At 39.6% G+C, this 13,409-nt stretch carries 9 protein-coding genes and 4 tRNA genes; all 13 read left to right on the top strand.

Translation table 11 applies throughout. From position 1 onward, the window contains the following. Positions 1–47 precede the first annotated feature (47 nt). Positions 48–1,400, top strand: a complete 1,353-nt coding sequence (gene dnaB, locus ABES03_RS08005; RefSeq protein WP_308081688.1) for a replicative DNA helicase — start codon at positions 48–50, stop codon at positions 1,398–1,400. A gap of 207 nt (positions 1,401–1,607) precedes the next feature. Then, positions 1,608–2,900: an adenylosuccinate synthase gene (locus ABES03_RS08000; RefSeq protein WP_309857260.1), complete on the top strand. Its 1,293-nt coding sequence runs from the start codon at positions 1,608–1,610 to the stop codon at positions 2,898–2,900. 541 nt (positions 2,901–3,441) lie between these two features. Further along, positions 3,442–3,517 (top strand) — tRNA-Lys (locus tag ABES03_RS07995). A gap of 18 nt (positions 3,518–3,535) precedes the next feature. Next, a tRNA-Glu gene (locus ABES03_RS07990) sits at positions 3,536–3,607 on the top strand. Between the two features lie 65 nt (positions 3,608–3,672). Further along, positions 3,673–3,749: transfer RNA gene (locus ABES03_RS07985), tRNA-Asp, on the top strand. Positions 3,750–4,043: 294 nt separating this feature from the next. Then, a tRNA-Phe gene (locus ABES03_RS07980) sits at positions 4,044–4,116 on the top strand. Positions 4,117–4,523: 407 nt separating this feature from the next. Beyond that, a complete protein-coding gene (locus tag ABES03_RS07975) occupies positions 4,524–5,975 on the top strand; it encodes a peptidoglycan DD-metalloendopeptidase family protein (RefSeq protein WP_430116668.1) in 1,452 nt (483 codons plus the stop codon). A 395-nt stretch (positions 5,976–6,370) separates the two neighbouring features. Continuing rightward, on the top strand, positions 6,371–7,081 hold the full coding sequence (yycF, locus tag ABES03_RS07970; protein ID WP_430116666.1) for a response regulator YycF: 711 nt from the start codon (positions 6,371–6,373) through the stop codon (positions 7,079–7,081). A gap of 8 nt (positions 7,082–7,089) precedes the next feature. Beyond that, positions 7,090–8,916: a cell wall metabolism sensor histidine kinase WalK gene (gene walK, locus ABES03_RS07965; RefSeq protein WP_430116665.1), complete on the top strand. Its 1,827-nt coding sequence runs from the start codon at positions 7,090–7,092 to the stop codon at positions 8,914–8,916. Further along, a complete protein-coding gene (locus ABES03_RS07960; protein ID WP_430116662.1) occupies positions 8,913–10,235 on the top strand; it encodes a YycH family regulatory protein in 1,323 nt (440 codons plus the stop codon). Before walK ends, ABES03_RS07960 begins: the two co-directional genes overlap by 4 nt. Next, positions 10,222–11,019 (top strand): two-component system regulatory protein YycI, encoded by a 798-nt coding sequence (locus tag ABES03_RS07955; RefSeq protein WP_430116660.1) that lies wholly within the window; start codon positions 10,222–10,224, stop codon positions 11,017–11,019. The genes ABES03_RS07960 and ABES03_RS07955 overlap by 14 nt, the downstream gene beginning before the upstream one ends. A gap of 6 nt (positions 11,020–11,025) precedes the next feature. Further along, the gene (locus tag ABES03_RS07950; RefSeq protein ID WP_413304979.1) at positions 11,026–11,820 is read left to right on the top strand and encodes an MBL fold metallo-hydrolase; all 795 of its coding nucleotides are present in this window, start codon (positions 11,026–11,028) and stop codon (positions 11,818–11,820) included. 262 nt (positions 11,821–12,082) lie between these two features. Then, entirely contained in the window at positions 12,083–13,330 is a 1,248-nt protein-coding gene (locus tag ABES03_RS07945; protein ID WP_430116658.1) for a S1C family serine protease, read from the top strand. Positions 13,331–13,409: the final 79 nt, after the last annotated feature.

Here is a 13,409-nt window from a genome sequence, read left to right as displayed (position 1 = left end):
AGACTATTAATTAAAATCATCCTACTAGAATAGGAGGTTTTTTATAAATGAACGATTTATTCGCGGATCGCATGCCGCCACAAAATATAGAGGCCGAACAGGCTGTTTTAGGGGCTATCTTTTTAGAGCCTTCTTCTTTAACTTTGGCATCGGAAATCTTGATTCCTGAGGATTTTTACCGTGCTGCGCATCAAAAAATATTCAATGTGATGCTCAACTTAAATGACCAAGGGAAAGCCGTTGACTTGATTACCGTGACGGAGGAGCTGGCTGCAGCCAAGCTTTTAGAAGATACCGGTGGTGTGAGTTATTTAAGTGAGCTTGCTGGTTCTGTACCTACAGCTGCTAATATTGAGTATTATGCGAGAATTGTAGAAGAAAAATCGTTGCTTAGACGATTGATTCGTACGGCAACGAATATCGCAACCGATGGATATTCACGTGAGGATGAGGTTGAAGCGCTCTTAAGTGAAGCGGAAAAAAGCATTATGGAAGTTGCCCAGAGAAAGAATGCAGGAGCATTCCATAATATTAAAGATGTCCTTGTCCGTACGTATGACAATATTGAAGAAATGCATAATCGTGTGGGAGAGATTACGGGGATTTCTACCGGATTTGCTGAGCTAGATAGAATGACTGCCGGGTTCCAGCGTAATGACTTAATTATTGTGGGGGCCCGTCCTTCCGTAGGTAAAACGGCTTTTGCTTTGAATATTGCTTCCAATGTAGCGACGAAGACAGGGGAAAATGTAGCTATTTTCAGTCTTGAGATGGGTGCAGAACAGCTGGTTATGCGTATGCTTTGTTCCGAAGGTAATATTGATGCGCAAAGGCTACGTACCGGCTCCTTAACGGATGATGACTGGGGCAAGTTGACTATGGCAATGGGTAGTCTTTCAAATTCTGGGATTTTTATCGATGACACGCCTGGCGTCAGAATTAGTGATATCCGTTCGAAATGCCGTCGCTTGCAGCAAGAGCATGGGTTAGGCATGATTTTAATCGATTACTTGCAGTTGATTTTGGGAAGCGGCCGATCAGGTGAGAACCGTCAGCAGGAAGTTTCAGAAATTTCCCGTTCCCTTAAGCAGTTAGCTCGTGAGCTGAAGGTTCCTGTTATTGCTCTTTCTCAGCTTTCCCGTGGTGTGGAACAGCGTCAAGATAAGCGTCCGATGATGTCTGATATCCGTGAATCAGGAAGTATTGAGCAGGATGCGGATATTGTTGCCTTCTTATATCGTGATGATTACTATGATAAGGAATCAGAGAATAAGAATATCATTGAAATTATCATTGCTAAGCAGCGTAATGGTCCAACTGGTACTGTTGCGTTAGCCTTTGTTAAGGAATATAATAAGTTCGTCAATCTCGAGACGCGGTATGAACCGCCTGGTGCATAGATTATTTAAGGTTAGCCTTTTTGTGGCTAGCCTTTTTTGTTTACAAGTTGGAAGATTAATAGAATGGTAAATTGATATATTACGAACATAATATAAACTTTGTTGTAAAATGTTCGTGTTTTGTTGATTTTTGTGTGGTAAATTGGTAAACTGTCTGAGGGAATAATATTTATTTACTTGAAAGCAAAAATTTCGGAGGTGCCTTTTATGTCATCAGTAGTGGTTGTTGGTACGCAATGGGGAGACGAAGGAAAAGGAAAAATTACAGATTTCCTATCTGAAAATGCAGAAGTTATTGCACGTTATCAAGGTGGAAACAATGCAGGCCACACCATCAAATTTAATGGAGAAACCTACAAATTACACCTCATTCCATCAGGGATTTTCTATAAAGAAAAAGCATGTGTAATTGGAAATGGTATGGTTGTCGATCCGAAGGCACTGGTTAAAGAACTTGCTTATTTACATGAAAAAGGAATTACAACGGATAATCTTCGCATCAGTAACCGTGCCCATGTCATTCTTCCTTACCATCTCAAATTGGATGAAGTGGAAGAAGAACGCAAAGGTGCAAATAAAATCGGTACAACTAAAAAAGGAATCGGTCCTGCTTACATGGATAAAGCTGCTCGTGTTGGTATTCGTATGGCAGATTTATTAGACCGTGAAATTTTTGAAGAAAAGCTGGAACAAAACCTGGCAGAAAAAAATCGTTTATTCGAACGTATATATGAAACAACAGGTTTTACCAAGGAAGAAATCCTTGATGAGTACTATGAATACGGCCAACAAGTGAAGCATTATGTTTGTGATACATCTGTTGTGTTAAATGATGCTTTGGATGACGGCAAACGTGTTCTTTTTGAAGGTGCGCAAGGTGTTATGCTTGATATTGACCAAGGCACATACCCATTCGTTACATCTTCGAATCCCGTTGCTGGCGGAGTAACGATTGGTTCTGGTGTTGGTCCATCTAAAATTACGCATGTAGTCGGAGTATGTAAAGCCTATACTTCCCGTGTGGGTGATGGTCCGTTCCCAACTGAATTACATGATGAAATTGGCCACCAAATCCGTGAAGTGGGTCGTGAATACGGTACAACAACAGGGCGCCCTCGTCGTGTTGGCTGGTTTGATAGTGTAGTTGTCCGTCATGCTCGCCGTGTCAGTGGATTAACAGACCTTTCACTTAACTCCATCGATGTATTAACTGGCATCGAAACATTGAAAATTTGTACGGCATATCGTTATAAGGATGAGTTAATTACTGAATACCCTGCAAATTTACGAATTTTAGCAGAGTGTGTGCCAGTTTATGAGGAATTACCAGGCTGGACAGAGGATATTACAGGAGTGAAATCATTAGATGAGCTTCCTGTTAATGCCCGCCACTATGTAGAGCGTGTAACGCAGCTAACAGGAGTGCCATTAACAACCTTCTCTGTAGGACCTGACCGTAATCAAACAAACGTAGTAAGAAGCCCTTGGAGACAAGTTTAAAACATAATGAGAAGCCCCCAAATTTGGGGGCTTCAATTATTTAAAGGCTCTGTTATAACTGAATGTTTCACTGTGTTTAAAAATAAGCGGAAAAATTCCGTTTAAATTGGGAAATACCCATATTTCCTTAAAAATAAGGGAAGTTTTTCCGCTTATTTTATCCAAATCCTTGGATTTTGTCTTATTTAGAGCAGATAGGCGGAATATCTCCGCTTATATCTTCTTCTTAAGCTTCCTCTTTATACAATAGGCGGAAATTCTCCGCTTATTAATTCTCATCTTATAATAATAGAGAGTCTATTTGAAAAAAACTTTTAAAAAAGTATTGCCTAAGTAGTATTAACCATGCTATTATAAAAAGCGTCGCCACGATACGACAAGAAACACACAAATATCTCAATTCGAGAGCCATTAGCTCAGTTGGTAGAGCAGATTGCGAACATCATCGAATCAGCTTCTGCGGGCAATCTGCGAAAAAGAACGGAAGTTCTTTTGAGCATCTGACTTACCACAATAAAAGATTAGTGAAACATCTAAGTACGAGCCATTAGCTCAGTTGGTAGAGCATCTGACTTTTAATCAGAGGGTCGAAGGTTCGAGTCCTTCATGGCTCACCATTTAAATATTTTTAGTACGGCCCCTTGGTCAAGCGGTTAAGACACCGCCCTTTCACGGCGGTAACACGGGTTCGAATCCCGTAGGGGTCATCGGCATTTGATTGTCAGTAAGTGACTGGCAAGGACGGTTTCCTTGCTGACGATCAATTTATAATGGTCCGGTAGTTCAGTTGGTTAGAATGCCTGCCTGTCACGCAGGAGGTCGCGGGTTCGAGTCCCGTCCGGACCGCCATTTTTAAAAATATGGCTCAGTAGCTCAGTCGGTAGAGCAGATTGCTCACATCCTGATTTCGCTTCTGCGGCAATCTGCGAAAAAGAACGGAAGTTCTTTTGAGCAAAGGTCTTTATCTCAATAAAAGATTAGTGAAATATCTTATTATGGCTCAGTAGCTCAGCCGGTAGAGCACGAATGAATAAGCTTCTGAGAATCAGCATCAGCGTACCCATCGAGCTGCTGCTTGAATAAGCTTTCTGAGATGGGGACGAAGGTTTGACCGCAATCAATGTTTAGGAAATTTTATAATATGGCTCAGTAGCTCAGTCGGTAGAGCAAAGGACTGAAAATCCTTGTGTCGGCGGTTCGATTCCGTCCTGAGCCATCCAAAAAGAAGTTTGCTTAGGCAGGCTTCTTTTTTTCTCGTAAAACACCTTTTGTAACCTTTTTGTAATAAACCCCCCTCTTATTTTACAAAACAGGAATAATTCGCTTATCCTATTTTATAAAAAGAAATCTATTACTCTAGAACTATTGTAATCCTTGATAGAATAGGGATTCTAACCTACTCCATATTTTAAAATCCAAAGAAAAGTCGAGCTAATTTGACAGAAATATTTCAAATAAAAGTAGAAAAATGTCAGCAATTATACATTTTTGTTACATTATATCAACTATTAATCTTTTTAAATCAAACTATGATAAAGTAAAGAAGGTCTAAAATTCTGGAAAATTCTTTATTAGTCAAAAGTACTAGAGTAAGAGGGTTTTACCGTGGTTTAGGAGGATAAGATGTTATTTTTTAATAAAATAGCGAAAACAAAAAAGTTTTTACTACTTAAAACGACCGTTATTACTGTTCTGGCTGCATCTGTCGTTGCTTTTAGCAATGGGCCGGTTGCACTTGCTACTTCATCGAAATTAACCACCATTTATCATGTTTATCTGAATGGCACATATATCGGCAATGTTACTGATAAAAAAATAGTCGATCAATTAGTGGACGAGGAAGTAATAACAGCCAAGAAATCCCTCAAGGATGTCACACTAAAATTTGGTCCACAGGTCAAGTACATACCTGAACAGGTTTTCCGTGCTTCTGGAGATAATCAAGAAACACTACAAAATGTTAAAAAGTCATTCCAGCTGCAAGCGGAGGCATCAGCCATCGTCATTGATGGAGAACCAATTGCCTATTTAGAAAGTAAAGAAGCAGCCGAGGATGTCATTAAGAAACTAAAGCTTCAATATGTAACTGATGAGCAATTAAACGAACTGGAGTCTAGAAAAGCGTCAGCTACTCCTTCTTTACCCGCATTAAAGGAAAATGAAACTCGTTTATTAGATGTTCGATTATCTAAAGATGTTTCAATTAAAACGGAGAACATTGCTCCGGAAAAAATATTGTCTAGTGAGGAAGCCTTCACTTTTTTACAAAAAGGAACGTTAGAAGAAAAGAAATATATCGTCCAAGAGGGCGATGTTCTCGAAACAATTGCTGCGAACCATGGCTTAAGTCAAGCTGAACTCCTAGCATTAAATCCGGGTCTGACCGCTGAAACACTCTTGAAGATTGGTCAGGAATTAAATGTTACGGTTCTACAGCCGTATGTTGCTGTCATTGTTGATAAAGAAGCCAATCTAAAGGAAGAAATAGCATTTACCAATGAAGTAGTTGAGGATTCATCTATGCCTAAAGGTGAGACCAAGGAAAAGCAAGCAGGGCAAAATGGATCACGCTTAGTAAGTTATTTAATATCAGAACAAAATGGCGTTACCATTAAAAAAGATCAAACAAATGAACAAATTATACAGCAGCCAATCAATCATATTGTTATTAAAGGAACGAAAGCAATCCCGTCTCGTGGGGAGGGTTCCTTTGCCTGGCCAACAGTAGGTGGATATATATCCAGTAAGCTTGGCTATCGCTGGGGAAAAATGCATAAAGGAATTGATATTGCGAGACCAAGTAATAAGACTATAAAAGCTGCGGATAATGGTGTTGTTGTTTCTGCCGGATGGGATTCAGGTGGATATGGAAATAAAGTCATTATCGACCATAAAAATGGGTTCCGAACGCTATATGCCCACATGTCATCGATTAACGTAAAAGTAGGACAAACCGTTTCTAAAGGCACAGCAATTGGAATCATGGGTGCAACTGGAAACGTAACGGGTGTCCACCTCCATTTCGAAGTATATAAAAATGGAAGCTTAGTTAACCCACTTTCTTATTTAAAATAATGGATGTGTTAAAGAACAGTGTTGATTTTTACACCCTGTTGATTGGAGCGGAAGGCACGAAGACTCCTGTGGGAGTATGGTTCAGGGGAGACCCCGCAGGCGCATGCGCCGAGGAGGCTCGCCGAAACACCCACGGAAAGCGAAGTGCCTGGAGCGGAAATCAACAGGCAAGTTTAACAGAGCCAAAATAATATAAATGAAAGGTCTCTAGTCGTTACTAGAGACTTTTGCTTTTTATAAAAAATAACATAAGTAGAGAAATATAACATGCCAATCTTGGCAAATGCTAGTTAAAGATGAATTTATGCTTATAAAATGGTAAAGTAAAATAGTATAGTTATGACTTTTAACAGCTTATGATTGAATAGATAATTGATAAAAAAAGGAGCAATGGTATGGAAAAGAAAATTCTTGTTGTGGATGATGAAAAGCCAATTGCAGATATTTTGCAGTTCAACCTGAAAAAAGAAGGATATGTTGTCTATTGCGCCTATGATGGAAACGAAGCACTCGAATTAGTGGAAGAGATACAGCCAGATCTAATTCTCCTAGATATTATGCTCCCATTAAGAGATGGTATGGAGGTATGTCGGGAAATTCGCAAAAAATACGAAATGCCGATTATTATGCTGACAGCGAAGGATTCTGAAATCGATAAAGTATTAGGTTTAGAACTAGGCGCGGATGATTACGTAACAAAACCGTTTAGCACAAGGGAATTAATTGCCCGTGTGAAAGCAAACTTACGTAGACACCAACAAGTATTAGCTCAGCCGGATGCTGAAAATGAGTCAAATGAAATTGAAATTGGTTCCCTCGTGATTCATCCAGATGCATATGTAGTTTCCAAACGCGGTGAGACAATTGAATTAACACACCGTGAGTTTGAGTTGCTTTATTATTTAGCAAAGCATATTGGGCAAGTCATGACGAGAGAACATCTCCTGCAAACCGTTTGGGGTTATGATTATTACGGAGATGTGAGAACGGTAGATGTAACGGTTAGACGTTTGCGTGAAAAAATTGAGGATAGCCCAAGCCATCCAACATGGATTGTTACCCGCCGTGGAGTTGGATACTATTTACGGAATCCTGAACAGGAGTAATATTTTAGATGAAAAAGGTTGGTTTTTTTCGGTCAATACACGTAAAATTTGTCATCATCTATGTATTGCTTATATTAGTTGCCATGCAAATTATCGGCGTGTATTTTGTTAAGCAGCTGGAAGAAACGCTTAGAACAAACTTCCAGACATCATTAAAAGAGCGCGTGAATTTGCTTGCCTATAATATCGTTGAGGAAATGAAAAAGGAACGGACCCCAGAGGATCCGACAGTCGAAGAGGATATTAAGAAAATCCTCCGAGACTTTGATGCGGGGGATATTTCCGAAGTGCAGGTAATTGAAAACAGGTCACTTAAAATCCTTGGAACATCTAATACCAACAATCAGGGGCTCGTGGGGCAACGCACAACAATGCTTCGAATCAAACAATCAATGGTGATGGAAGAAGATCAAAGTGTTATCCAAATTGACCCGCATACTGGGGACCGAATTTGGGTTCTTGCTACCCCTATTAAATCAGGGAAAAAAGTCATTGGCGCCATCTATCTTGTCGCAAAAATAGAAAATGTGTTTGAGCAAATGAAAACCATTAATGGTATTTTTGCCACAGGAACAGCGATCGCATTATCAATTACAGCCGTTTTAGGAATTTTATTAGCCCAGACTATCACCCGGCCGATTGCCGATATGAAGAAGCAGGCATTAGCCATGGCGAAAGGGAATTTTTCACGGAAAGTAAAGGTGTATGGGTATGATGAGATCGGCACACTGGCGATTACTTTTAACAACCTGACAAAAAAATTGCAAGAAGCACAGGCCATGACCGAGGGGGAACGGAGAAAGCTTTCGTCGGTTCTTTCTTATATGACAGACGGGGTGATTGCCACCGATCGGAAGGGGCGAGTGATATTAATCAACGAACCAGCAGCTAAATTGCTGAATGTTTCACGTGAAACAGTTCTATCCCAACCGATTGTGTCCTTGTTGAATTTAGATGAAACGAATACGTTTGAAGACTTACTTGAGGAGAACGATTCTTTAATCCTAGATTACAGTACGAAATCGGAGCGCTATTTCCTTCGTGCGAATTTTTCCGTTATTCAAAAGGAAACCGGCTTCGTTAATGGACTGATTGCCGTTCTACATGATATAACGGAACAGGAAAAAATTGATGTTGAGAGACGAGAATTTGTAGCCAATGTATCACACGAACTAAGAACACCTTTAACCACAATGAGGAGTTACTTAGAAGCCTTAGCTGATGGTGCTTGGCAGGACGAGGAGATTGCACCGAATTTCCTAGAGGTAACACGGACCGAGACGGAGAGAATGATCCGGCTCGTTAATGACCTTTTACAGCTTTCAAAAATGGATAGCACAGATTATCGGCTTACGATAGAATGGGTCAACTTTGTTGACTTCTATCACCGAATCATCGACAGGTTTGAGATGACCAAGGAACAAAATGTTACCTTTAAAAGAAAGCTTCCTAACCATGCCATATTTATCGAAATTGATGAGGATAAGATGACACAGGTCTTATATAATATCATTTCGAATGCCTTAAAGTATTCTCCAGAAGGCGGCCAAGTGACCTTCTCTATTAAAGAAGAAGAAAGTAGAATTATTGTCAGTGTCAAGGACCAAGGCGTGGGAATTCCAAAGGAAAACATCGGGAAGATTTTTGACCGCTTTTATCGTGTCGATAAAGCAAGGACCCGTAAATTGGGTGGGACAGGCCTGGGTCTAGCCATTGCGAAGGAAATGGTCAATGCTCATGGGGGTTCGATTTGGGCTACTAGTGAGGAAGGAAAAGGAACGACTATTGCGTTTTCCCTTCCATATGAGCGTTCAGAAGAGGATGAATGGTCATGAGATACGAAAATATTAAATCATGGATTTTAACCATATTAGTCTTGGTTAGCATTTTGTTAACCTGGAACCTTTGGACTTACCAACCTAACTATGACACGATGGAAAATGGGAATACCGTGAAAGAAGTTACGGTAAGTGAAAAACAAGAGGTTCAAAGTATTGTCAGTCCTAAACAGGTTTTATTCCATCTTAAGAGCAAGCACTATGGAACGAACAATCCAGTGGAATTAGACAAGATGGTGAAGGAACTAAGAAAATGGTCCTTTTTTGATGTGAAAAATGTAACTGACAAAGTTGGGAATATTAATGATCTATCTCGTAAGGATGGAAATGCTGAAATTATTTATCCAGGAGAAATTCCAATTGAGCTGTATCGCAGCGTGTTAAATATTGAAGGAAAAAAGGTCCCATCCTTCAACTTTAACCGTATTATTATCGATGTTGATAATTCGGAGAAGGACACGGGAAGTGTATATTTTGTTTCCTCCGAAAATCAACAGGTGTATTTGAGTCGGATTTCTTCCGTTAATCTGAGCGAATTTAATCATGACTTTTACAAAAATGCAACTCGGTATCCCGAATTTTTTGCCTTTGAAGCATCTGAAAGGCGAACGATTTACCTTCCTGAAGGAAAAACAGAAATGACAACTTATAAATATTTACCGGTAGCTGTCAACTCAGAGGAATTCAAGGACGCGCTTTTCAATGATCCAAGTTATGTGCAAAAAAGCTTTATCTCAAATGGCGAAGAGTACGCAAATGATTCTAGTAAGATGACGATTAATTATGATACGAGTATGCTTCAATATGTAAATCCTATTCCGGAAGATACTTATATTGATAGCTCATATGATTTAGTCAAGCGCAGCATTGATTTCGTTAATGAACATGGCGGGTGGACGGGCCCTTATCGATATGTTTCTAAAAGTGAATATAATCGTTCTGTTACGTTCCGATTGTACAGTACTGACGGTTACCCTGTTTATAATGACAGAGGGTTGTCAGAGATCTATGAAGAATGGGGACGCGATGAAATAGAAAAATATGTTCGCTCATTCATATCCCTTAATCTACCGTTAACAACTGAAATGAAAAAGGTTACGCAGCCTTCAGGTCATGAAATATTGGAGTTTTTACAAAGAAAGCAAAACTTTAAACCAGAGCTTCTTGAGGAATTGATTTTAGGCTATCGAATGGAAAGGGATTCGGAGGAGAATAAATTGATCCTCTTAGAACCTACCTGGTTTTATCGATATGATAAGACATGGGGGCAAATTACGATGGACGATCTAGGAGGCTCAAAGCATGGATTGGAGTAAAATAAAAACCATTTTTATCTTAACCTTCTTGATTTTAGATGTGTATTTGTTATTTCAATTCATGAAGATTCGTGATGCCAATAAGTATGAAATCAAAACGGAAGCATCCTTTGAAGAACGATTAAAAACCGACGAGATAAAGTATGTAGAGCTTCCAAAGGAACCAGTAAAGAGTCAGTATCTAAGTGCTAAGCCGAAGACTTTTACGAAAGGTGATTTGGCCAAGCTAAAGGGACAAACGCCTTCTTTAAAGGGGCCTGGGACGACCCTTGAAGCTACACTTGAAAAGCCCGTGCAGCTAAGTTCCAAGTTTGAACCAGCAGAGCTAGCCAACTTTTTAAAGGAAAATATCCTCTACGGTGAGCATTATCAATTTTGGGAGAAAAACGACAAAAAAAATACGGTTACTTACTTTCAACAATATGATAATTTCCCCTTATTTAAGAATAGGAACGGGATGATTACCTTTTCGATTAATACAGATAATCAAATTGTCTCTTATCAACAGACCTATCTTGAAGGAATTGAAAAGCTTATGGGGAAGGAAGAGATTCTTACTCCATTAAAAGCAATTGAAACCCTTCATTCTAAAGGGAATCTAAAACCAAAGAGTAAAATTACCAAAGTTGAGCTTGGTTATTCAACACTCGTTCAATTGGCGGCATCCCAAGTGTTAGCGCCAACCTGGCGTTTTGTTGTCGATGATAAGGAAAGCCTATTTGTGAATGCCTTTGAAGGCCAGATTATTGAATTTAACAGCGATGAAAATAGTAAAGTGGAGTGAAGTAGCATGTCTTTACGATATAGCATTCTGGCAAGTGGAAGTACAGGGAACGCTCTCTATGTGGAATCAGATGAGCATTCCTTCCTTGTAGACGCTGGATTCAGTGGGAAGCAAATGGAGTCTTTATTTGCGCAAATTGACCGCGATATTAGTAAGCTTTCCGGCATTTTTGTCACCCATGAGCACAGTGATCATATTAAAGGCATTGGTATTCTTGCACGTAAGTATCATTTACCTGTTTTCGCAAATGAAAAAACCTGGCGTGCAATGGAAAGCTCTGTTGGAGCGATCCCAACGGAGCAAAAGTTTGTTTTTGATATGGAAACAGTAAAGAGCTTTGGCGGGACGGATATAGAATCATTTGGCGTCTCACATGACGCAGCTGAACCGATGTTTTATGTGTTTCATCATTCAGGAAAAAAACTGGTTCTGATTACGGATACAGGGTATGTAAGTGACCGAATGAAGGGAATCATATCTAACGCAGATGTGTATATTTTTGAATCCAACCACGATGTGCAGATGCTCAGGATGGGAAGATATCCTTGGAACATTAAGCGTAGAATTTTAAGCGATGTGGGGCACGTGTCTAATGAAGATGCAGCTCTGGCGATGAGTGATGTGGTGGGTGACCAAACGAAACGTGTGTATCTCGCCCATTTAAGTCTTGATAATAACATGAAAGATCTGGCAAAGATGGCCGTGTCTCAAACGTTGGAAAGCCGCGGACTGATTGTAGGAGAACAATTTGACCTCTACGACACAGATCCAAAAACACCAACCATTCTAACAGCGGTATAGTTTTCTCAGAAGTTGCTAATTTAGCAGCTTCTTTTTTATAAGGATGTGTTAAGGAACATTGTTGATTTTTATACTCTGTTGATTGGAGCGGAAATCAACAGACAAATTTAACAACGCCTTTTATGAAAAAATTATGAACAAAGTCGTAAGTTTTTCTTAAATTTAGGCCTTTTTTTAGAAATTAAAGGAAGAACGAGTATAATTGTTATTATAAGCCAAAATAGTAATTAGCAATCTTTTCGAAAGAGAGGAATGGTGTAAATTGGGTTATTATGATGATCATTCACAAGGACGCTATCGGGAACAAAAAGGAAAAAAAAGCGGGATCTTTCTCGCTAGCTTAGTTGGTGCTATACTTGGAGCAATTTTAGTTATCATTGCCATTCCAGCCTTGTCTAATCAAGGTGTTCTGCCGTATGAGATTAATCCAGCTCAAAATGCAGGGACAGAAAATAACAACACGAATACAAATCAGCAAAATATTGTCCAAAGGCAAGTTGCCTATGACGTCAATACAAATACCACAAAAGCAGTTGATAAAGCAGCAGATGCAGTAGTTGGAATTAACAACATTCAGTCCACCAGCTTTTGGTCAGACAATGGGAATGGGGATAATTCAGAGGAAGCTGCCGGAACCGGATCAGGTGTTATTTATAAAAAAGAAGGCAACCAAGCCTTTGTTGTGACGAACCATCACGTAGTAGAAGGGGCCACAAAGCTCGAAGTAAGTATGGCAGACGGAACAAAAATCCCTGCTAAGTTGCTTGGAAGTGATGTTTGGACAGACTTAGCGGTGCTTGAAATTGATGCCAGCAAAATAAAAAAGGTTGCTGAATTCGGAGATTCAGATAGCTTAAAAATGGGTGAACCTGTTATTGCTATTGGAAATCCGTTAGGGGCTACGTTTTCTGGGTCCGTTACACAAGGGATTATTTCAGGGATTAAACGAACAATTCCGGTAGATATCAATCAAGATGGCATTATCGATTGGCAGTCAGAGGTTCTGCAAACAGATGCAGCGATTAACCCTGGAAATAGCGGTGGGGCGTTAATTAATATTGCCGGCCAAGTCATTGGTATTAATTCAATGAAAATATCTCAAGAAGCCGTTGAAGGAATTGGTTTGTCGATTCCAATAAACTCAGCTAAGCCGATTATTAATGATCTTGAGAAATTTGGTTCGGTTAAACGTCCATATATGGGCGTGGATTTAAAGTCCGTATCTGAGATTCCTGCTTATTATCAGGAGGAGGCGTTGAAGCTTCCACGAGATGTAAATTACGGAGTAGCTCTTCGTCAGGTAGTACCGAATTCTCCTGCATCCTTAGCTGGTTTAAAAGAACTGGATGTAATTGTGGAAATGGATGGGCAGAAAATAAATGACGTGATCGATCTTCGTAAACATTTGTATCAGAAAAAGAAGATTGGCGAGAAAATGAAGATTAAATATTATCGAGATGGTCAGTTAAAGGAGACAACATTAACGCTATCTGGAGAGAAACTACAATAATAGGAGCAGGCAGGTGGTTGATTCACCTGTCTGTTTTTACATTATAAGAAGGTATAAAGTTCGACTTCGAGAATTGTCC

Origin of the sequence: Neobacillus rhizosphaerae (genome assembly GCF_050477885.1) — a bacterium.
Classification (GTDB): Bacteria; Bacillota; Bacilli; order Bacillales; family Cytobacillaceae; genus Neobacillus; species Neobacillus rhizosphaerae_A.
Note: the sequence above shows the minus strand (reverse complement) of the source record. Positions and strands in the feature narration are given on the sequence as shown.